Origin of the sequence: Streptomyces sp. NPDC007157, assembly GCF_040634235.1 — a bacterium.
Taxonomy (GTDB): Bacteria; Actinomycetota; Actinomycetes; order Streptomycetales; family Streptomycetaceae; genus Streptomyces.
Map to the genome: position 1 here is coordinate 324,075 of NZ_JBEYFE010000008.1, position 21,251 is coordinate 345,325.

Annotated in this window: 17 protein-coding genes; 7 read left to right on the forward strand and 10 right to left on the reverse strand. The window is 72.0% G+C overall.

Annotated features, from left to right (window positions below; genetic code table 11):
- Nucleotides 1-121: 121 nt before the first annotated feature.
- Nucleotides 122-1,108: a helix-turn-helix domain-containing protein gene (locus ABZ642_RS17900; RefSeq protein ID WP_360484226.1), complete on the reverse strand. Its 987-nt coding sequence runs from the start codon at nt 1,106-1,108 to the stop codon at nt 122-124.
- A gap of 203 nt (nt 1,109-1,311) precedes the next feature.
- Here ABZ642_RS17900 and ABZ642_RS17905 point away from each other — a divergent pair, with 203 nt between their 5' ends.
- On the forward strand, nt 1,312-5,550 hold the full coding sequence (locus tag ABZ642_RS17905) for a hypothetical protein (protein ID WP_360484229.1): 4,239 nt from the start codon (nt 1,312-1,314) through the stop codon (nt 5,548-5,550).
- Nucleotides 5,551-5,693: 143 nt separating this feature from the next.
- On the opposite strand, the gene ABZ642_RS17910 is transcribed toward ABZ642_RS17905, so the two are convergent.
- Nucleotides 5,694-6,404 carry a rhomboid family intramembrane serine protease gene (locus tag ABZ642_RS17910; RefSeq protein ID WP_360484232.1) on the reverse strand — a complete coding sequence of 237 codons (711 nt, stop codon included), beginning with the start codon at nt 6,402-6,404 and terminating at the stop codon, nt 5,694-5,696.
- Nucleotides 6,405-6,707: 303 nt separating this feature from the next.
- Here ABZ642_RS17910 and ABZ642_RS17915 point away from each other — a divergent pair, with 303 nt between their 5' ends.
- Nucleotides 6,708-7,166, forward strand: a complete 459-nt coding sequence (locus tag ABZ642_RS17915) for a hypothetical protein (protein ID WP_360484235.1) — start codon at nt 6,708-6,710, stop codon at nt 7,164-7,166.
- A 16-nt stretch (nt 7,167-7,182) separates the two neighbouring features.
- Here the strand turns inward: ABZ642_RS17915 and ABZ642_RS17920 are convergent, their stop codons facing one another.
- Nucleotides 7,183-8,223 (reverse strand): Lrp/AsnC family transcriptional regulator, encoded by a 1,041-nt coding sequence (locus tag ABZ642_RS17920; RefSeq protein WP_360484237.1) that lies wholly within the window; start codon nt 8,221-8,223, stop codon nt 7,183-7,185.
- A 110-nt stretch (nt 8,224-8,333) separates the two neighbouring features.
- Here ABZ642_RS17920 and ABZ642_RS17925 point away from each other — a divergent pair, with 110 nt between their 5' ends.
- Complete coding sequence (locus ABZ642_RS17925) at nt 8,334-9,497, forward strand: alpha-hydroxy-acid oxidizing protein (RefSeq protein ID WP_360484240.1); 1,164 nt, start codon at nt 8,334-8,336, stop codon at nt 9,495-9,497.
- 109 nt (nt 9,498-9,606) lie between these two features.
- Here ABZ642_RS17925 and ABZ642_RS17930 read toward each other — a convergent pair whose 3' ends face one another.
- Entirely contained in the window at nt 9,607-10,416 is an 810-nt protein-coding gene (locus ABZ642_RS17930; protein WP_360484243.1) for an SDR family NAD(P)-dependent oxidoreductase, read from the reverse strand.
- A 113-nt stretch (nt 10,417-10,529) separates the two neighbouring features.
- Here ABZ642_RS17930 and ABZ642_RS17935 point away from each other — a divergent pair, with 113 nt between their 5' ends.
- The gene (locus tag ABZ642_RS17935; RefSeq protein WP_360484246.1) at nt 10,530-11,093 is read left to right on the forward strand and encodes a TetR/AcrR family transcriptional regulator; all 564 of its coding nucleotides are present in this window, start codon (nt 10,530-10,532) and stop codon (nt 11,091-11,093) included.
- Between the two features lie 115 nt (nt 11,094-11,208).
- Here ABZ642_RS17935 and ABZ642_RS17940 read toward each other — a convergent pair whose 3' ends face one another.
- Nucleotides 11,209-12,177 carry an SDR family NAD(P)-dependent oxidoreductase gene (locus ABZ642_RS17940; protein WP_360484249.1) on the reverse strand — a complete coding sequence of 323 codons (969 nt, stop codon included), beginning with the start codon at nt 12,175-12,177 and terminating at the stop codon, nt 11,209-11,211.
- Nucleotides 12,178-12,396: 219 nt separating this feature from the next.
- On the opposite strand from ABZ642_RS17940, the gene ABZ642_RS17945 reads away from it, so the two are divergent.
- Together ABZ642_RS17945 and ABZ642_RS17950 are read left to right on the forward strand one after the other, a co-directional pair.
- The gene (locus ABZ642_RS17945; protein ID WP_360484252.1) at nt 12,397-12,996 is read left to right on the forward strand and encodes a TetR/AcrR family transcriptional regulator; all 600 of its coding nucleotides are present in this window, start codon (nt 12,397-12,399) and stop codon (nt 12,994-12,996) included.
- Nucleotides 12,997-13,144: 148 nt separating this feature from the next.
- Nucleotides 13,145-13,732: a YciI family protein gene (locus ABZ642_RS17950; RefSeq protein WP_360484255.1), complete on the forward strand. Its 588-nt coding sequence runs from the start codon at nt 13,145-13,147 to the stop codon at nt 13,730-13,732.
- 16 nt (nt 13,733-13,748) lie between these two features.
- Here the strand turns inward: ABZ642_RS17950 and ABZ642_RS17955 are convergent, their stop codons facing one another.
- Nucleotides 13,749-14,681, reverse strand: a complete 933-nt coding sequence (locus ABZ642_RS17955; protein WP_360484258.1) for an aminoglycoside phosphotransferase family protein — start codon at nt 14,679-14,681, stop codon at nt 13,749-13,751.
- A 234-nt stretch (nt 14,682-14,915) separates the two neighbouring features.
- Between ABZ642_RS17955 and ABZ642_RS17960 the strand changes: the two genes are divergently transcribed.
- Nucleotides 14,916-15,854: an oxidoreductase gene (locus tag ABZ642_RS17960; protein WP_360484261.1), complete on the forward strand. Its 939-nt coding sequence runs from the start codon at nt 14,916-14,918 to the stop codon at nt 15,852-15,854.
- A gap of 118 nt (nt 15,855-15,972) precedes the next feature.
- Here the strand turns inward: ABZ642_RS17960 and nirD are convergent, their stop codons facing one another.
- The 4 genes from nirD to ABZ642_RS17980 form a co-directional block, all read right to left on the reverse strand.
- Nucleotides 15,973-16,341 (reverse strand): nitrite reductase small subunit NirD, encoded by a 369-nt coding sequence (gene nirD, locus ABZ642_RS17965; protein WP_360484264.1) that lies wholly within the window; start codon nt 16,339-16,341, stop codon nt 15,973-15,975.
- Nucleotides 16,338-18,947 carry a nitrite reductase large subunit NirB gene (gene nirB, locus ABZ642_RS17970; RefSeq protein WP_360484267.1) on the reverse strand — a complete coding sequence of 870 codons (2,610 nt, stop codon included), beginning with the start codon at nt 18,945-18,947 and terminating at the stop codon, nt 16,338-16,340. The genes nirD and nirB overlap by 4 nt, the downstream gene beginning before the upstream one ends.
- A 382-nt stretch (nt 18,948-19,329) precedes the next feature.
- Nucleotides 19,330-19,953, reverse strand: a complete 624-nt coding sequence (locus tag ABZ642_RS17975) for a class F sortase (RefSeq protein ID WP_360484270.1) — start codon at nt 19,951-19,953, stop codon at nt 19,330-19,332.
- Between the two features lie 223 nt (nt 19,954-20,176).
- On the reverse strand, nt 20,177-20,701 hold the full coding sequence (locus ABZ642_RS17980) for a hypothetical protein (RefSeq protein ID WP_360484273.1): 525 nt from the start codon (nt 20,699-20,701) through the stop codon (nt 20,177-20,179).
- Between the last annotated feature and the right edge of the window lie 550 nt (nt 20,702-21,251).

A 21,251-nucleotide genomic window follows, 5' to 3' on the forward strand; every position in this document is an offset into this window, starting at 1 on the left:
GGGGCCCAGGAAAAGCCAAGTTGCCAGTTCAGGGCAATGGCGGCACGCCCTGCGCGGGGGGTGCCGCCCCTTCGTGGGTCATCAGGTCGTAGTGCCGGGGTCGGGCTCGCCGGTGCTCGTTTCACAGCCAGCCGCGTCGGGTGGCGGCGAGCCCCGCCTGGAAGCGGGTGGAGGCGCCGAGTTGGCACATGAGTTGGTGGACGCGACGCTGCGTGGTGCGCTCGCTCCAGCCTTGGGCGCGCGCGATCGCCGTGTCGGTGAGGCCGGAGGCGAGCAGGGCGAGCAGGGACCGAGTCTCCTCATCGGGCTCTGCGTCCTCGGATTCGGCCGCGGTGGTGGCGTCGCCGGGTGGCATGGGGGCGTCCGACAGCGGCACCGCGCGCTCCCATTGCGCCTCGAAGAGCGATTCCAGGGCTACGAGCACGGGGGAGCGGTGGACCAGGTAGGCGACCGACTGGCCCCCAGGTCCGAGGCTGAAGGGGAGTATGGCCGCCCGGTCGTCGCTGATGACGAGCTTGAGGGGCAGCTCGGGGTGTACCCGTGCCTGCTCGCCTGCCTTCATGCTGGGCACGATGTCGTTGTTCAGCCTGCCGGGCCAGGCCACCGCTTCGCGGTCGTAGATCACCCGGTAGATCACGCCGCGCCGCTGCTGCTGGAGCTGGCTCTCGAGGCTGCTGCCGGGGCCGTCGAAGTAGGGCGGCCGGTCGCACACACGCACCTCTTGGCGGGCGTCGACAGTCAGTCGGAGAACGGTGGCGTTGATGTGCTCACGGCTGGTGAGCAGTTCGACGGCCATGTCGCGTTGGCTGATCCGGGCCGCCTCCCGGTGCGTCTCGGTCAACCGCTGTACCAGGGCTCGTGCTTCCTTGAGCTGGTGCTCGCGCTGGTCGATCAGCGCGGTGACGGCGACATCCGGGGGAGCGGCGGTGAAGCGTGGCGGGCGCCCGGCGTCCTGCACCGCGAGCCCGCCCTTGACGAGTTTGGACAGCAGCCTTCCCACGGTGGTCGCGGGCATGCCGCAGACGTCGGCCAACTCCGAAGAGGTGCAGCGAGGCTGCCGGACCAGTGCCACGTAGACGTGTTCTGTTTCTTCCGCAAGCCCGAGCACGTCAAATTCCATTGCCGTCCGCCCATTTCCGTGGCGGCTTCCGCCACCTGGCAGGGATCCGCCAGCCTCGTAATCTTGTGTTTCGTCGGTCGCGGTTGACATCTTTCACGCTGAAGTCGGCGCTGTCCTGTGCATGTTCGAGCGGGCAGAGCCTTCCGGTGCGGATCCGTGCTCGCGGATTCGCTCCCCGAGAAAGGTGTCCCATGACGTATGCCCACACGCGCGGCAGACGGCTTGGTGCCGTCGGTGTCGCGCTCGTGGCCATCACCGCGGCCGTAACGATACCCGCGGCCGCGCTTCCCTCGAGCTCCCCCGGGTCCGGCTCCTCGGCCACCGATTCCGGCCGGTCGCCGGCCGTCCAGACCCCGCTCGGCAGCAGCTCATCAGCGGCACAGCCCGGTGCGGGGGCCGCGCCGCCCTCCACCCCCGGATCCTCGGCGCTCGGTCCGTGGCGCTCGTTCCTGAAGCCCACGCCCGCGCAGTCGGCGAAGGACAGCCCTCACCGGGTCCTTGTGGTACTCGGCTCGGCCACCCAGGTGACGGGCACGTCGTTGGGCAAGCAGCGCAATCTGCAGGCCCGTACCCCGTTGACCTCGGACACCGCGGTCAACACCGCGCTCCGGAAGGCCCACGCGGTCTCCATGCGGCCCCTGGTGCCGGAACTGTCGGCCGCCCAGGCGAAGCAGTTGCGCTCCGCCGCCCGGGCGAAACTGGGTTCCGGCGCGATCGACCTGTCCAAGGTCCAGGTCGTCCAGCTCGCCGGTGGCGACGCCTCGGCGGCCGCCCGGGCGCTGGCCGCCACACCCGGTGTCGTCTACGCCGAGCCCGACCAGACCGTCTCCCCCATGAACACCGGTTCCGTGCCGCTGCCCTCCTCGGCGAGCGCCGCGGCGGGGAAGGCCGGCTCGTCGCGGAAGGGGCAGGACGGCGGTGCGACCGGCGCCGACGGGGTGCCCGGCAACGCGGCTCTCGGCACCTCGGCGCAGAGCTTCCTCAACGCCGGCGGCGTCGACGCGACCGGCGCCTTCAGTGTGTTGAAGCAGAAGTTCGGCCAGCTGCCGGGCACCGGTGAGACCATCACCAACGTCTCGATCGGCGACCTCACCGACGCGCAGACGCCCGACCTCGGCCCGAGCGGGCCGACGACCGTCGTCCAGGACGGCCGGCGGTACCTGGACATCCCCACGATGCCCTTGATCCCCACCTACACCGCGGACGCGACCGGCGCACTCGACCCGACCGGGTCGACCCAGGGGCAGGACCCCGAGCTGGGTGAGGTGCTGCTGGACTTCTCCGTGATGGCGCCGCTTCCGCACGAGCTGCAGCGTCCGGGCATGCAGGGCAGCGGGTCCTCCGACCTGCTGGGCATCGCCCCGGGCGCGCACTACCGGCTCGTCGTCCCGCAGCAGCCGACGTTCAGCCAGATCGCGGTGGCGCTGCTGGCCGCGGCCCGGCAGCAGCCGCGACCCGACGTGATCACCGCCAGCCTCGGCTACGGCACCGACGCCCAGGGGCTCCCCGGCCGCTACCTGGAGGACGACCCGGTCCAGCAGGCCGTGATCGCGTCGATCGTGCAGCAGTACGGCATCACCGTGGTGGTCTCGTCGAACGACGGGACCAGGCTGTTCACCAACGCGGCCGTCGGGCCCGACGGCGGCAGCACCGCGACCGACGTCACGCGCAAGGCCTCCGGAACCACCGGGATCGACGACGACCAGCTGTCGTCCACGCCGAGCAAGGTGCTGGACTCCGGCGCGATCGCCGCGGGCGGCACCACGACCGACGACACGCTGTCCGTTCCGCCGCAGAACGGCGGCGCCGGGTCGGCCAACGGCACCTGGGCGACCACCAGGCTCAACGGTTCCGAGGTCTTCTCCTCGGGATTCGGCACGCGCGTGAACGTCTCGGCACCCAGCGACGGCATCCCCGCCTTCGAACACCAGGGCCAGACCGCGCAGTCGGTGACCGAGGTCCTCAACGGAGGCACTTCGGCGTCCGCGCCCGAGATCGCGGCCGCCGCCGCAGTCGTCCTGCAGGCGTCCCGGCTGACCGGACAGCACCCGTCGCCCGATGACGTCCGTTCGCTGCTGGAGCACACCGGCCGGGCCGTGCCCACGCCGCCGCAGATCGACCGGCCGCTGCACGTGGGCCCGCAACTCGACGTCACCGCCGCGCTGCAAGCGGTCCTGGCCAAGGCGCACGGCAGCCGTGCCCACACCGGCACGCCCCGCATCGTCCGGCTCTCCGTGGCGCACCGCCAGACCACGGGCGGACTCGGCGGCGCGTACACCGAAGGCACCGACCCCGGCTACATCGACCTGGCAGGACCGGGCACGGGCGCCGGCGCCACCGGGGAGGGCCTGGTGGGACCGGTGACCATCGGCGCCGACGTGACCGGCCTGCCCGACCAGGACGGCGTCGGCTACGCGCTGCGCATCGGGAAGCACGAGTTCACCTCCGATGTGCCGGCGATCCGGCTGACCCCCACGCAGATGCTGACCGCGGCCGGACTGCCGGTCGTCTCCACGACCGACCGTCACGTCTCGCTCACCTTCGAGGTGCGCCACGGCCACCACGTGCTGGTCTCGGCCACCCACGAGCTGACCTTCGGCCCCACCGACGGCAGCTACGCCGAGTCGCTCGCCCCGGTGGTCCGGCCCGTCGTCGGCGCGGGACACTCCGTGCAGGTGAGCTACGACCTCACCGGAGTGCGGAAGGTCAGCTCGCCGGAGTTGGTCGTGTCGGGAGTCGGCCACTGGAGCCCCGCGGCGGCGCCCATCTTCTCCGCCTCCTACACCGCCCCGCTGACGGCACTTCGCGGCACGGTCACCGTCCCGGCGCGCGCCTTCTCCGCCGGCGGCGGCATCTACGGGATCGGTGTCCTCGAGAACCCCACGGGCAACTCCAAGTCCGGCCCGCTCTACGGCGAGTTCGCCTCGATCCGGGTCGACGGCGGTGACCCCTCGCAACGCCCGGCGGCGCCGACCCTGGCCACGAAGGCGTCCGGAGAGTTCGGTCACCTGCTGGAGATCAACCGGGCCGCACCGCGGTTCTCGGTGCACTACGACGTATCGGGCATCAAGGGCGCCGCCGGCACCCTCCTGGAGTTCTCCGCGCCCGGACCGAACATGTACAACTCGTACAACCTGGTCAGCAACCAGAACGGCACCATCCGCGACCACAACGGGGTGGACAGCCCGGCCACCCTGGACCGCTCACTGAGGGGCACGCGAGGCACGGCGGCACTCGACGCCCTCGCGCTCAAGCTGCCCTCGTCGATCGCCTACGACCTGCGGGTGTTCGCCGTCGACCGGCACGGCCGGACGGTCGGGCAGGCTTCGCCGACGTCGCTGCTGGCATACGACGACGGAACCACACCCGCGGGCACCAACCTGACCGACTTCGCGATCGTCCCGGGCGGCACGTCCGTCGCGGCGGTCGAAAGCCCCACCGGTGAAGGCTCGGTGTACGACTACGACGCCGCCACCGGAACCTATGGGCGCGAGTTGACGAGCGACCCCGCTTACGGCTCCATCTACGAGGTGTTCGGCGTCGACTCCGCCCACCACACGCTGGTCCTGCACAAGCAGACCACAACCGGTGAGCAGTGGCTCGAGACCTACGACACGAGCACCGGCGACACGGTCGGCAGCCCCGTCCGCGTCGACGACCAGTACGTCGTGACGGGCGGGCGGGTGGACGCGAAGCGCCACCGTGCGGCGGTGCTCGCCTACCGTTCGAGCGACCGCGCGGGCTTCGTCCTGCCCGTGGACACGGCGACCGGCACTCAGGGGACGCCGCTCCAGCTCGAGCCCGCCTCGGACGGGAGAACCTCGTACGGCCTGCTGGACGTGGACGAGTCGACCGGCGTCTTCTCCGCGCAGAAGTCCGGGTCCGCCATCAACTGCCTGGCCTCGGTCGGGGCCGGCACCATGGCCTCGATCGACCTGGACAACGCGACGGTCACCAACAGCCAGGGGGGATCCCCTTGCGCCACGGACCTCGCCTCCGACCAGAAGGGCAACCTCTACGAAACCTGGTACCACTCCTTCAGCGTCAACTTCGCCGGCACCGGGTACTTCGCGCAGTTGCCCGCCGGGGACCAGGTGAATCTCGGAATGGCGCAAGCGCCCCTCGCGCTCGCCGTCGACGGCGAGCACCAGCTGGCACTGTTCGCCTTCCGGGTCCCGGACCTGAAGCCGACGGGCGGCTTCCAGCAGTACGGCTTCGACGACAACAACGCCACCGGCCGCATCGCCGTCGTCGACCTGAGGACGGGCCAGACGGTGCGCACCGTGACCGGCGTCGAGTACCCGCTGTTCGGGTCCTACAACGGCCGGCTCGAAACCCATCGCGAGCGCGTCATGCAGCTCGACCCGGCGACCCGGACCGGCTGGACGTACGCGGGCGACGGCAGCCAGATCCAGCAGTTCTCCTACTGACCCGATCCGCTGCTCGACCACCCGGGTCCGCGGGCGCCACGGCGTCCGCGGACCCGCGGTGTTCTCGCGGGACCGGCGGCGCCCGCCCCGGCCCACCCGCCCCGGCCCACCCGGCCCGGGCCGCCGTACGGGATGACGTGTCGTCAGAGCAGGCCGAGGTCGCCGAGTTCCTTGTACAGGTCGGAGCGCGGCTGCGCGGCGTCGCCGGTCACCGCCCGGGGGGTTTTCTCGCCGGTGCCGGCCCGCGGGTGCCGGTCCCGGAAGAGCCAGGCGCCCAGCAGGCCCCCGAGCAGCCCGCCGAGGTGTCCGAGCCAGCTCACCCCCGGCGTGCCGGGCACGGCCACGGTGAGGAGGTACGCGAAGGAGGCGCCCATGACGATCCCGATCAGCGTGTCGACCAGGTGCCGGTCGAAGAGTCCGCGTACGACGACGTAACCGAAGTACCCGAAGATCAGGCCGCTGGCGCCGACCGTCGCCACGTCGCCCTTCTCGAAGAACCAGACCACGACACCGCTGCTCACCGCGATCAGCAGGGTCAGCGCGAGGAACCGCAGCACTCCGCGGTAGGCGGCGAGGAAGCCGAACACGAACAGCGGGCCGGAGTTGCTCTCGATGTGCGCCCAACTCCAGTGCAGCAGCGGCGCGACCAGGATGTCGGGCAGCGTGCCGACGTCGCCGGAGACCACGGCGTAGTCCCGGGAGAGCGCGTAGTGGTCGGCGAAGTTGGCGAGCTGCACCAGCCAGACGACGGCGAGCAGCGCGAACATCACGAAGAACGCCTTCCGCGCCTCCGTGATCATCTCCTCGGGGCTCATCGGTGCCAGGTCGGCCCGGTTTCTGTTCGCCGCACCCATGGCAGGCTCCCCCTCCAACGACTCAGCGTCCCCACCACGCCGCACTCTACGACAGCCCACCCCACGGCCGCCGCGACACGGGGCGCCGGGAAAGGCCGCCGGCCTGCCGCCGATCGGCCGCGGAACGCCCGGCGCGGCGCGCGGGAGATCTCCCGGCGAACAACAGGTGTACGGCGCCGCGAGTTCGCCGGGCGCTGCCTGCTTCCGGCACCCCCCCTGCTAACTTACGCGCGACAAGGTGACGGGCCGTGGGCCCATGGACGTCGGACGGTACGCATGAGGCGAGCAGGGATAGTCGTTCCGGTGGTACTGCTTGCGTTGGCCGGCTGCACCACTACGACGTCGACCGGCGAGCGGGCGACCGCGAGTGAGACGCCGGCCGGGACGGCTTCGTCCAGTGAGCCCTCCGCCACCGCTTCGGCCACCGGGGACCCTCGTATTCCGCCCCAGCTCGTCGATGCGCAGAAGAAGTTCGTCAAGTCAGGCGGAAATACCGGGTCCCGCTCCTTTCCGGTCATCGCTGAGATTCGGAAGGGAACCCTGGAGGTCGCGGTGATCTGCTCGGGTACCGGGACCGTCGACTTCAAAGTCGGCTCCGTCGCGGACTTCACCACCGGGTGCGCCGACGGCGACCCCGGGCAGTACGACGAAGTCGCTCTCGATCATGACTACAGGAACGTTGTCGTATCGGTCACTTCCCGGACGGCTGGATCCTGGGGCCTGTCGGTGGGATGGACCAAGGTCGTCAACCCTCCCGCCTGACACCGGTCGTCTGCGTTCACAGCGTCGGTTCCGCCCACAGGTCCGCCGGTACGACGCCGATGGAGCGGCCGTGGGGGTCCAGGAGGCGGCCGAGGAGTTTGTCCTGGCGGAGGGTGACGACCCGGTCGGCGATGTCCAGGGTCGGGTGGGCCGTGGCCAGTTGGGTCTCCAGGCGGAGGATGTCGGCCAGTGAGTGGAGCGTGGCCTGGAGGACGAGGTTCTGGGGGCCGCTGATCGCCGCGCAGTTGCGGGTCTCGGGGAGCCGGATGAGGGACTGGCCGATGTGCGGGAGATCGGCGGGCGGGACCTTGGCCCAGAAGGTCACCGCGACCGGCCAGCCGCCCAGGGGGCGGGCGAAGTCGCAGCGGAAGCGGAGCAGACCGCGGCGGGTGAGGTCTTCGATACGGCGTTTGGCGGTGGAGAGGCTGACGCCCAGATGCCGGGCCAGGGTCTGGTAGGAGATACGGCCGTCGTGGGCGAGGTGGGTGACCAGGGCGCGGTCGACGGGAGTGGCCTCGGCGGCGAGGGTGGCGGTGGTGGGGGGTGGCGGCGGGGGCGTCAACTGGGCGCGTTGGGCGGGGGCGAGGGCCGCGATGCGCCAGCGGCCGCCCTCGGTGAACATGTGGGTGACGATCCGGGATCGTACGGCTGTGATGCCGGGCAGGTGGGGGAGCCGGTCGAGGGTGTAGCGGGACAGGGCCGGCAGGTCGCGGGTGGCGACCGTGGTGAGGAGGTCGTGGCCGGTGGCCGTGCGTTCGATGGTGACCATGTGGGGGTGGGCGCTGAGGGCCTCGGCGACCCGGGCGGTCGCTCCCGGGGCGCAGTCGATCACGACGTACGCCACGCAGATCTGCTCGAGGAGGCGCGGGCCGGGGGAGAAGCCGACCCAGGCGGTGCCCTGCTCGCAGAGGCGGTGGTAGCGGCGGGCGACGGTGACCGGGTCGACGTCCAGGACGCGTCCGAGTTCGGTCCAGGACGCGCGCGGGCGCAGCTGCAGGGCGTTGATCAGCGCCAGCTCGTCCTCGCTCAGCAGCGCGGGGACAGCATCCTGCGGCACGGCGTTCGTGGAGCCAGAATCCTGCGTTTCAGCGCTTTCCCGCGTCACTCTCTCATTGTGGACCCGAGGGCCCGCAACCGGCGGGCGGGGGCGTGAAGGAGGTCTGGACCATGGCTTTCGCTGACTACCAGAACGAGATCTACCTCGACGGGCTGAGGGGGGTGGTGCCGCGGTTCCCGATGACGTACGACGATCTGGAGCCGTTGGCCCAGGCCGCGCTGCCCACCTCGGTGCGGTCGTACGTCGCGGGCGGCGCGGGCGACGAGCGGACCCAGCGGGCCAACGTCAGCGCGTTCGAGGGCTGGGGGCTGGTGCCGCGCATGCTGGTGGGGGCCAGTGAGCGGGACCTGTCCGTCGACCTGTTCGGGATGCGGCTGCCCTCGCCGCTGTTCATGGCGCCGGTCGGGGTGATCGGGCTGTGCGCGCAGGACGGTCACGGTGATCTCGCCGTCGCGCGCGCCGCCGCCCGTACCGGCGTACCGATGGTCGCCTCCACGCTGACCGTCGATCCGCTGGAGCAGGTCGCCGCCGAGTTCGGCGACACCCCGGGCTTCTTCCAGCTCTACACCCCCACCGACCGGGGGCTGGCCGAGAGCCTGGTGCACCGGGCCGAGCGGGCCGGTTTCAAGGGGATCGTGGTCACCCTGGACACCTGGATCACCGGCTGGCGGCCCCGGGACCTGAGCACCAGCAACTTCCCCCAACTGCGCGGGAACTGCCTGGCCAACTACACCAGCGACCCCGTCTTCCGCTCCCTGCTCGGCGGCCGGAGTCCCGAGGACGATCCGCAGGGCGCGGTCGCCCTGTGGGCGGGCATCTTCGGCAACCCGCTCACCTGGGACGACCTGCCCTGGCTGCGGTCGATCACCGATCTGCCGTTGATCCTCAAGGGCCTCTGCCACCCCGAGGACGTCCGCCGGGCCAAGGACGCCGGCGTGGACGGCATCTACTGCTCCAACCACGGCGGCCGGCAGGCCAACGGCGGCCTGCCGGCCCTCGACGCGCTGCCCGGCGTGGTCGAGGCCGCCGACGGCCTGCCCGTCCTGTTCGACTCCGGGGTGCGCACGGGCGCCGACATCGTCAAGGCCGTGGCTCTCGGCGCGACCGCCGTGGGTGTCGGCCGTCCTTACGCCTACGGTCTCGCCTACGGCGGTGAAGCCGGCCTCGTCCATGTGCTGCGGGCCCTGCTGGCCGAGACCGACCTGATCATGGCCGTCGACGGGTATCCGACGCTCGCCGATCTCACGCCGGAGGCGCTGCGGCGCGTCGCCTGACCCGCCCGGCCCGGGGAGCGGTCGTCGGCCGGCGGCACGACCTCGGCCGTGGCCCGGGGGCCGCGGTCGGCCGGTGGCGCGACCTCGGCCCCGGCCCCGGGGACGGTCGTCAGCCGGTGGTGGCCGTGACCGACTCCCAGCGGGCGTACTCGTCCAGCAGCTCGGCGAAGTGGCCGCGCACCATCTCCAGGCCGGCCGTGGCCACCGCCAGGTGCACCGGGGGCTCCTCGGCGCCGGTGATGTCGGCCACGGCCGCCATGGACTTGGTGAGGTCGCCCCGTACCGCCTGCTTGTCGAACTCGGCCATGGTGGCGTAGGAGCCCGCGTAGTCCGGGACGGACCCGGCCGGGAGCCTGGAGCTGGTCCCGAAGTTGGTGTCGAAGCCGGCCGGCTCGACCAGCGTGACGCGGATGCCCAGTGGGTCGAGCTCCTTGGCCAGTCCCTCGGTCAGGTTCTGCACGGCGCTCTTGGAGGCGCAGTACACGGCCATGGTGGGCAGGCTGACGTGGCCGCCCATGGAGCCGATGTTGAGGATGTGGCCGGATCCGCGTTCCCGCATGTGCGGGAGGACGGCCTGGACCACCTGGACGATGCCCACCACGTTGGTCTCGAACTGGTCCCGCACCTGGGCGGGGCTGACCTCCTCGATTGCGCCGACCTGTCCGTAACCGGCGGCGTTGACGACCGCGTCGACGGCGCCGAAGCGCTCGACGGTCTCCCGCACGGCCTGCTCGATGCTCGCGGCGTCGGTGACGTCGAGGCGCGTGACCAGGACGGTGTCGAGGCCGGTGAAGGCCGGGTTGGCCCTGGCGGGGTCGCGCATGGTGGCGGCGACGTTCCAGCCGCGTGCCACGTACTCGAAGGTGAGGGCCTCGCCCATGCCGGTCGAGGCGCCGGTGATCAGAACGGTCTTGCTCATGGTGCTCTCTCTCGATGCTCTCTCGTGTACCGCGGTCCCCCCGCTTGCACTGCCACGCTACTAAACAGAATCTACAAAACATGTATAGCACGCCCAGTCGGTATGGTGTGCATATGACCGCGACCCGAGGGGACATCCAGCGCCGCGAGCAGGTGCTCGCGGCGGCGCTGAGCGTCTTCGCCACGTTCGGCTTCCGCAAGACGTCGATGGACGCGGTGGCCCGGGCCGCGGACATCTCCCGCCCCGGCCTGTACTTCCTCTTCTCCGGCAAGGAGGAGCTGTTCCGCGAGACCATGCGGCAGGAGCTGGACCGGGCGCTGGGCGACGTCCGTACGGCGCTGGCCGCGCCCGGCGCGGATCTCGACGCGCGTCTCGTGGCCGCGCTCGACGCGAACCTCGGCCGGTACGTCGGCACGCACCTCAACGAGGGTGTCGACGAACTGCTGGAGCACGGGACCGCCCAGCTGCACGGCATGTACGACGACTACCGGGACGCCTTCCTCGACACGCTCGCCGGGGCGATCGCCGACTCCGGCCGGGAGACCGGGGGCGTCACGCCCCGGCAGATCGCGGAGGTCCTGCAGGCGGCCGGCGAGGGGTGGAAGCACCGGGTCGCGGACCGGGGGGAGTTCGCGGAGAAACTCCGGGTGGCGGTGGCCGTGGTGTCGCGGCCGTAGCGGCTCGGGTGGCGGAGCCGCGGCTGAGGCGGCCGCGGCCGCCCCACCCCGGCCGGGGGCCGGGGTGGGGCGGCGCGGGTGTTGTGGTGTGGCTGTCGGATGGCTGTCGCCGCGGTCAGAGCGAGGTCCGGGCCGTCGGCGTGGTCGTGAGCAGGTCGGTGGAGAGCTGCCAGAGGCGGGTCGCGCGCTCGGGGTCCAGGGCGTGGGCGGCGACTCCGCGGCGGATGCCGGGCCGGTGCGGGCCGGCCTCGTTGACGTCCTCGAAGTAGCGTCCGGTCACGCCCTCGACCAGCGGGGAGGCGGCGAGCAGGACCGAGGTCGCGGCGCCCTGCTCGATGTTCTTCCAGGACACGTCGGTGCTGGTGGGGTCGAAGGTGGACGGGCTGTTGGAGATGTCGCCGATGTGACGGCCGAGCCGGGTGCTGGTGATACGGCCGGGGTTGAGGGCGTTCACGGCGATCAGGTCGGCGGCCCAGCGGCGGGCGGCTTCGACGGCGAACAGGATGTTGGCCGTCTTGGACTGGCTGTAGGCCGCCCACGGGTCGTAGGGGTGCCGCTCGAAGTTGGGGTCGTCGAAGAGGACGTCCCCGTTGACATGTCCGACCGAGCTCACCGCGACCACGCGTGCACCCCGGGCCGCCGTGAGGGCGCCGTGCAGGCCGGTCGCGAGGGCGAAGTGGCCGAGATGGTTGGTGGCGAACTGCATCTCCCAGCCCTCCTTCGTCCGCTGGAGCGGGGTGGCCATGACGCCCGCGTTGAGGACGAGGGTGTGCAGGGGGCCGCGCCAGGCGTTCACGAAGGCGTGTACGGAGGGCTGGTCGGCGAGGTCGAGCAGGGCGGCGCGGACCGTGCCGGGACCGTCGGCCGGGGTGATCTCCTCGGCGACCTGCGCGCCTGCCGCCAGGTCGCGGACGCCGATGACGACCTCGGCGCCGGCGGCGGCGAGGGCACGGGCGGTCTCCCGCCCGATACCGGAGGCTCCGCCGGTGACGACGGCACGCCTGCCGCCGAGGTCGAGACCGACGAGCACCTCGGCGGCGGTGGTCTGCGCTCCGAAGGGGGTGGTGACGAGGTTGTGGGACATGGCGCTCTCCAAAGGATGAGGGAGGGTGGAATCGGCCGGACCGGTACGGGAAGGCCCGACGGCACGGCACGGCACGGCACGGCATGAAGGGCATGGCGTGGCATGGCGTGTCGGCAGGGGACGTCGTACGCTCTTATCCGGAACTGGTTCCGGTTCGCCCCTCGAAGGTAAGCGGAACTGGTTCCGCTTGCAAGTGGCGTGGGTGAAGGGGAGCCGAGGGTGACCGGAATCGACGGAGGCGGGGCGATGTCCCGCAAGCCGTTGCGTGCGGACGCGCAGCGCAATGAGGACCGGCTGCTGGAGGCGGCGGCCGAGGCGTTCACCCGCGAGGGGTCGGGGGCCTCGGTCAAGGACATCGCCCGGCAGGCGGGCGTCGGCGTCGGTACGCTCTATCGCCGGTTTCCCTCCAAGGAACTGCTGATCGAGGCGGTGTACCGGCACGAGGTGCAGCGTCTGTGCGAGGCGGCGGAGGAGCTGGCGGCGACGCTGCCGGCGGTGGAGGCGCTGCGGACGTGGATGGAGCGGTTCGTCGACTTCATGGCGGCGAAGCAGGGGATGGCCGACGCGCTGCGGGTGATCCTGACGGACGACAGCGAGAAGCTGCACACCCGGACCCTGCTGGTCGACGCCATCGCCTGGCTGCTGGACGCCGGGGAGGGGACGTCGCCGGTGGCGCGGCCAGGGGTCGACGCGCGCGATGTGCTGATGGCGCTCGGGGGGATCAGCCTGATGGCGGCGAGCGAGGAACAGCGCGAACTGGCGAGCCGGCTCATCGACTTGCTGCTGTGCGGGGTCGTCGGGGCTGACGGCACGGGTTGACGGCACCGCGCGACCCGGCGGAGACCTTCTCCGACCGACCCGCACGCGCCGCTTCGACGCGTTTCGGCCGCCGTCCTGTCATGGGGTGTGCGGGCACCCGGGGAATCCTGTTGAGACGCCGTGCCGAGGTGCGGGAGGGTCCTCGGCCATGGAGTTCTTCTGTTACCACCGTGACCGGGCCGGCTCCCTGGCGTTGCGCCGGGAGCTGGTGGAGGAGCACTGGTCCTACATGGACCGGTACGAGGCGGAGCTGATCGCCCGCGGGCCGGCCTTCGGTGTCGACGGCGAGACGCTCGCCGGCAGTGTGCACATCGTCGATCTGCCGGATCCGGCCGCCGCCCGCGCGTTCGCCTTCGACGAGCCCAACCACCAGGCCGGCGTCTACCGGGACGTGCTGCTGCGCCGGTGGCGCAACCTGCTGGGCCGCACCATGTGGCAGTTCCCCGGTGGCCGGACCGGCGGCAACCGGTACCTGGTGCTCGGCCTGGGCCCGCAGCGGGCCGACGCAGATAGCGACGCCGACGCCGACGCCGGCACCGCCCCCGGCCTGCCGCCCGGCGTCGATCGCGACGAGTTGATCGCCTTCGGGCCGTTGCTGTCCGACGACGCGACCACCTGGCTGGGTACGGTGGCACTGCTCCGGGCGCCGGACCCGGAGCGGGCACGGGCCGTCCTGGCTCCGCACCGGTACGCGGAGACAGAGGTGTACGAGTGGGAGTTCGGCGGCCGACGGTGACGAGCCGCGGCGCCCCCTAGGCGGCCAGCAACTCCGCCAACACATCGGCGAATTGTGTGATGCGATCCAGTTGGGGGCCGCCGCGTGCGATACGGAATCCGTGCCGGCGGCCCCAGAACGACGCCTGTACGGCGTGCAACTGCGCCCAGCGTCCGACGCGTTCGCGGTCGAGTTCCGCCGCCTCGGCGAAGACGTCGAGGAGGCGGTGGACCGTCTTGGCCAGGTCGTCGGCCCGCATGAGGGACAGGGCGCGGGACTTGAGCAGCGTGCCGCCGTCGTACGCCGGGTCTCCCGCGTAGCCCTTGGGGTCGACGGCCAGCCACGGTTCCCGGTCCGCCCGCAGGATGTTCCTCGCGTGCAGGTCGCCGTGGACGAGGGTGTCCGGCTGGTCGTGGCCCAGTTCACGCGTGGTGGCGACGGCCGCGTCCACCACGCGGGGCGGCAGCGCGTGCGTCAGTTCCGTCGCGTCCCTGTGCAGCTCCGTCTCCCAGGCGCCGGCGCGATCCCTCAGCCGGGGCAGCCCTGCCGGCGCCGGGACGGCCAGGCGGTGGTTCAGGCGGCCCGCTACGGTCACCACCGTCTCGTCGTCGGACCGGAGGGCCGCCAGCGTCGACATGCGGGCCCGTTCCAGCAGGAGGGCGAAACGGGCGTCGTCCCGCCGGTGCAGCAGGACCGCTCCCCGTCCCTCCCACGCCTCGAACGCGTCCGGCTCGTGGACGTTGCCCGGGTGCGGGAAGGACACCTTCAGGACGAACCGGCCGCCGGTGGACCGCTGTCGTACCGGAACGATCACTCCCACGCCGCCGTGGGTCACCTCGCCGTCGGGTACGCACTCCCACCGCTCCAGCAGGTCCTCGACGATCGCCGGGAGCCCGGCGATCCAGGCCGCCCCACGTTTACCCTCGCGGTCGACCGTGCCGCGCGCCAGCGCCTCCGGAATGCCGATCATCCCGGCACCCTACGCCCCTATGAGAGGCGCGTACGGCCGCGTCCGGTGTCCCGTCGCGCCCCCTCCTCGTAGGCTGACCGCGACACAGACCGTTCCTGGAGACTGAGTGGGAGTGAGTCCTGTCGCCAGAACCCGTGCTCAGCCGGGCGCCCCGGACGGTGTGGGGCGCCAGAACGCGTTCAGCCGACGCCGATCGCCAGCTGTTCACAACCCCTACCTGTGGAGGGCGCCCTCATGCGCAGCAGCGGCTGGAGCAGCGGCGACATCCCGGACCTCACCGGCCGTGTCGCCGTCGTCACCGGGGCCAACAGCGGGCTCGGGTACGTCACCGCGCGCGAGCTGGCCCGCAAGGGTGCCAGGGTCGTGCTCGCCTGCCGGAGCGAGGCGCGGGGACACGAGGCCGGGGACCGGATGGCGGCCGAAGTACCCGAGGCGCACATCGAGTTCGGGCGGCTCGACCTCGGAGACCTGGCCTCGGTACGGGACTTCGCCGACTCGTTCCCGTACGGCCGGCTCGATCTCCTCGTCAACAACGCCGGGGTGATGGCACCGCCGTACGGCACCACCGCGGACGGGTTCGAGACGCAGTTCGGGGTCAACCACCTCGGGCACTTCGCCCTCACCGGGCTGCTCATGCCGGTGCTGCTGGGCACCCCCGCCGCCCGGGTCGTCACCGTCTCCAGCATGATGCACGTCATCGCCAACATCGACCTGAACGACCTCAACAGCGCCCGGCGATACCGTCGTTGGGTCGCCTACGGCCGGTCCAAGACCGCCAACCTGCTCTTCGTCCACGAGCTGGCCCGGCGCGTCGACGCCCATGGCGGCGACCTCGTCGCGGCCGCCGCCCACCCCGGGTACGCGGCCACCAACCTGCAGACCGCCGGGCCCCGTGCCGAAGGGCGGCGCGGGGCCGAGCGGGTGATGGCGGCCGCGAACGTCGTCTTCGCCCAGTCCGCCGAGGCCGGCGCGCTGCCCACGCTGTACGCGGCCACCGCCCCCGGCGTACGGCCCGACTCCTTCACCGGGCCCGCGATCGCGATGTGGCGCGGCGCCCCGGCCCCCTCCCGGCGCGCCCCCTGGACCCGCGACGACACCATGGCGCAACGCCTCTGGGACGCGTCGGAGCGGCTCACCGGGGTCTCCTGCGCGGCGGTCCTGAAGGAGATCTGAGGAGCCGACGAACCCGGAGGGGTCCGGAGGGGTCCGGAGGGGTCTGTGGAGTCCGGAGGGGTCCGGAGGGGTCTGTGGAGTCCGTGGGAGCCTGTAGGGCTTGGAGGAGCCCTGGGCGCTACAGCGAGCCGCCGCTGTCCACGGCCCGTACCGCGTAGGCGGCCACCCGCACCGTCTCGTCGTCCAGGCACTGGCCGGTCGCCAGGTCGAAGCGCTGCTTCAGCAGGGGGGAGGCGACGAACGGGCGGTCCCCGTGGGTGCCGGTCAGGCCGCGGGAGAGAACCGCCGCGCCGCCGAAGGGATCGCGGTTGTCGATCGCGTACAGACGGTCCGCGCGGTCCCGGAAGACGGCGACCTGGCGGCCGTCCGGCAACAGCGCGGCCACCCCCCGCCCCGGGGTCAGCCGGCTCAGGTCGCAGACCGTGAACCAGCCGTCGTCCAGCCGGAGTTGGATCATCGGCTCGGTGGTCTCGGGTGCCAGGGTCATCGCTGGGCGCTTCCTTCCAGAACATCCTCGGCGGGGCGCGGGCCGATCGACAGCAGGGGCAGGTCGGGCTTCATCTGGTCGCGCTCGGGCACGAAGCCGACGACCGGGTCGGGGGTGTCGGGGGCGTTGACGAAGGACACGAACCGGGCGAGCTTGTCGGGGTCGGCGACGGTCGACGCCCACTCGTCGGCGTAGTGGGCGACGTGCGCCGCCATCAGGGACTCCAGCTCCTCGCAGATGCCGAGGGAGTCCTCGACCACCACGTCACGCACGTGGTCCAGGCCGCCCGGGATGCGCTCCAGCCAGGTCGACGTGCGCTCCAGGCGGTCCGCCGTACGGATGTAGAACATCAGGAAGCGGTCGATCAGCCGGACCAGTCCGGTGTCGGTCAGGTCCTGGGCGAGCAGATCCGCGTGGCGCGGAGTGGCTCCGCCGTTGCCGCCGACGTACAGGTTCCAGCCGCCCGCCGTGGCGATGACACCGAAGTCCTTCGACCGGGCCTCGGCGCACTCGCGGGCGCACCCCGAGACCGCCGACTTGAGCTTGTGCGGAGACCGCAGGCCCCGGTAGCGCAGCTCCAGCTCGATCGCCATCCGGACCGAGTCCTGGACGCCGTAACGGCACCAGGTCTGTCCGACGCACGACTTCACCGTGCGCAGCGCCTTGCCGTACGCATGGCCGGACTCGAAACCGGCGTCCACCAACCGCGTCCAGATCAGTGGGAGTTGCTCCACCCGCGCGCCGAACATGTCGATCCGCTGGCCGCCGGTGATCTTCGTGTAGAGGCCGAAGTCCCGGGCGATCTCGCCGATCACGATCAGGCCCTCGGGGGTGATCTCACCGCCCGGGATACGCGGGACGACCGAATACGAGCCGTTCTTCTGGAGGTTGGCGAGGAAGTGGTCGTTGCTGTCCTGGAGCGCCGCCTGTTCACCGTCCAGGACATAGCCGCTCGCGCCGATCGTCGGGGCGAGGGAGGCGATGACCGACGCCACCGCCGGCTTGCAGACCTCGCAGCCGTCGCCGCCCCGGGCGCCCTTTCGGCCGTAACGGTCGAGCAGCTCCCGGTAGGTGGTGACGCGCAGCGCGAGGACGATCTCGTAGAGCTCCTCGCGGGTCTGCGCGAAGCAGCCGCACAGCCCCTTGTCGACCTCCACGCCGGACGCCGTCAGCTCGGCCGTGACCAGCTGACCGAGGACCTTGACGCAACTGCCGCAGCCGGTACCGGCCTTGGTGCACTTCTTCACCTCCGGCACGGTGGTGCAGGAGTGCTCGCTCACCGCGTCGCGGATCGTGCCCTTGGTGACGTTGTGGCAGGAGCAGACGACCGCGTCGTCGGGGAGCGCGGACGGGCCGAGCCGGGCGCCGCCGCTCGCGCCGGCCGGCAGGACCAGCGACTCGGGTGAGACCGGCGGCACCGAACCGGTGAAGGCCTTCAGCGTGCCGTACGCGTCCGCGTCGCCGACCAGGATGCCGCCGAGCAGCGTGCCGTCCCGGCCGACGACCAGCTTCTTGTAAAGGCCCGAGCGGGCGTCGGAGTAGACGACGTCCAGGCAGCCCTCGGTCGTCCCGTGCGCGTCGCCGAAGGAGGCCACGTCGACGCCGAGCAGTTTGAGCTTGGTGGACAGGTCGGCGCCGGTGAAGGCGGATTCGTCCCGCGCGATCGCGGCCGCGGCCGTCGCCGCCTGCTCGTACCCCGGTGCCACCAGGCCGTACACCCGGCCGTCCGCCGCCAGCGCGCACTCGCCGATCGCGAAGACACGGGGGTCGTCCACCGTACGGCACTGCTCGTCGACGGCGATGCCACCGCGCGCGCCGACGGAGAGACCGCAGTCCCGGGCGAGCCGGTCCCGCGGCCGGACGCCCGCGCTGAACACCACCATGTCGGTGGCGAGTTCGGATCCGTCGGACAGCTTCATGCCGACGACGGCGCCCGCGTCGTCCGTCACGATCTCCTGGGTGCCCACGCCCGTGTGCACGCTCAGACCCATCTCCTCGATGGTGCGCAGCAGGGCCGCGCCACCGCCCGCGTCCACCTGCGCCGGCATCAGCCGGGGCGCGAACTCCACGATGTGCGCGGTGAGTCCGAGCCCCTTCAGCGCGCCCGCCGCCTCCAGTCCGAGCAGGCCGCCGCCGACCACGGCACCCACGGTCGCCCTCGACCGCGCGTAGGCCTCGATCGCCAGGAGGTCCTCGATCGTGCGGTAGACGAAACAGCCGGTGGCGTCCTTGTTGGGCACCGGCGGCACGAACGGGTACGAGCCGGTGGCCAGCACGAGCGTGTCGTAGCCGAAGACCCTGCCGGAACTGGCCGTCACCGTCCGCGCCGCGCGGTCGACCGTCTCCGCCGGGTCGCCGACGTGCAGCTCTATCGCGTGGGCTTTGATGAACTCCATGTCGGTCACGGAGAGTTCGTCGGGGGTCCGGCCCGTGAAGTACGAGGTGAGGGCGACCCGGTCGTAGGCGGGACGCGGCTCCTCGCACAGCACGACCACGCGGTGCGTGGTGGTCAGGCCGCGCTCGGCCAGCGCTTCGAGGAAGCGCTGGCCGACCATGCCGTGACCGACGAGCACGATCGTGGGGGCGGACTCCGGGGCGGCGGTCATCAGGAGCCTCCAACGTGGGTGCACGTGCCCGGGGCGGAGACGGCGAGCGGCACGGCGTCGCGGCCGGTACGTGCCTCGGCGTCGGCGCCGATCACCACCACAGGCGTGTTCAAGGTCATGCCCTGGAGCGTGCGGCGCCGACGTTACCCGGCCGCATCCCCCCTGTTTCCCGCGCGGAACGCTGCGCTCTTCGGGGGCGGGCGTGGGGTGTGAGGGGTCTGGAGGCGAGACGGCGGGGGCTGTGAGGTGGGGAAACGCAACGCGGGTGGACGGGTAGGTCGGCCATGGACCGGAGGGCCGGCACGTGGGCCGGAAGGCCGGCCACGGGCGCGGCGGGCCCCGTGGATGCTCGGGCCGGCGCGAGGCCGCGGGTCGGGTTCGGTCAGTGGCTTGCCGTCAGGTGGGCGAAGACGACGACGTTCCCCTGGTAGCCGGTGGCCCGGGAGTAGCCGCCGCCGCAGGTGATGACCCTGAGCTCGGGGCGTCGCGCGGCTCCGTAGACCTTCTCGTCGGGGAAGTTCCGGGCCTGGTACACCTCCACCGCGTCGACCGAGAAGACGGCGACGGTCTTGTCCTGCCGGTCCACCTCGATGGTCGCGCCGCGTTTGAGGGCGCCGAGGTCGTAGAAGACGGCGGGGCCCTCGGTGTTGTCCACGTGGCCGGCGACGATCGCGGTGCCGGTCTCGCCGGGTGCGGTGCCCGACTCGTACCAGCCGGCGAGGTTCTTGTTGCCGGCCGGCGGGACGTCGAGGCTGCCGGTGGAGGTGAGGGCGAGGCCCATGAGGGGGGCGTTCACACGGATCGCGGGGATGCGGATGCGGGTGGGCGGGGAGGGGGGAAGCGCGGGGGCTTCGAGGCGTTCCTCGCCGGGGTCCGGGCGGCCCTCGGCGGCGGAGGGCTGGGGTGGCGCGGTGTGCGGGCCGGAGCCGGGGCCGAGCAACCAGACGCCTGAGCCGAGCGCTATCACGGTTACGGCGGCTATCGCGGTGTCCCCGATCTTGCGCATGCGAACCCCTTTTTCGGAGGCTGGAACTTCTAACGCGGGGGAGAGGTGTTAACGGGAACGCCCCGGTGCAGCAAGGGCGCTACCTCTAACAAAAGCTGGAGGTCTCACGAAAGTGACAGCCTCTAGCAAACCTGACCCCCTACCCCCTCCGGGCCGCGAGGGGCGTCGGACCCGGAGGGGGTGGGATGTGCGGTACCGGCGGACGGACAGCGGAGGGTGTCCGTCAGATCCCGTCGCCTCTCGCCCGGCGATGCAGGAGCCAGGTACCGCCCGCGGCGGCGACGGCCAGAGCCGTCACACCTGCCGCGGTCTGCACGGGGTCGGTGCCCAGGGCACCACCGACCCCCGTCTTCACACTGCCGTGGGGCTGTACCTGCCCGCCGGCAGCCGGCATCAGTGCCACCACCAGGTCGCCGGTCACCTGCCGGCTCCCGTCGGCGCACTTCGCGACGATCTCGTACGTCCCCGGTTGCGCGCTGTCCGGCACCTGGAACTGGCCGATCGCCTCGCCCTCATGGGTGCTGGGCGCGAGCGTGAACGTCCCGGCGCCGACCGAACTGGCGTCGCCGAGCGCCGACGACTGCTCTCCGCAGGCCGCCGTGTTCACGGAGACCTGGGCGCCCGGCGCCGTGGTCGACGGGTAGACGTCCAGGCTGCCGGTACTGCCGCCGTACGCCGGCGCGGCGGCGAGACCGGCCGCGGCCACGGCGAGCGCGGCCCCGGTCAGTGGACGGACAGTGCGTCGCATGGTGCTCCCTCGTCGAGCTCGTCCCACTCCCTTGCTCTTCCGAGGTAAAAGCCAACGGGCCGGGCCCGCTCCCCGAGATTCCGTCAGGTGTGGGATGAATGGGTGTCACCGAGAGGGGTCGAGGGAGCGGTTGAGGGGGAGTTCCGGCAGGTCAAGGGGGATACGAAGGGTCCGGTATGAAAAACACACGAACGGCGGGCCCCCGTGGGGAGTGAACGGGTGACGCCCCCACGACGGCTCCCCGGGGCCGGGGGGAGCAGCGGCGGCGGGCCGTCCGGGACCACCGTCGGCACGCACCGGAACCCGGCCTCCCGTCCGGCGGCCGGGCGCGCCCTTTGCCGCCCCTGACGCCGACCGGCCGAGCGCCGGTCGGGACGGGCGCGGACGTCACCGAGCGGTTCGGTGGAAGGCCGTGCGGGCAGGGCGCCGCTGTCGGGGGGGGGGGGGGGGGGGCCCCCCCCCCCGGGGGGGGCGCCCGAGAAGGAAAACGAAGTAAGATGCCCACCGGCGGGGGCCGGGAGCGCCCCAAGGGGAACAGAACCCCCCCCGG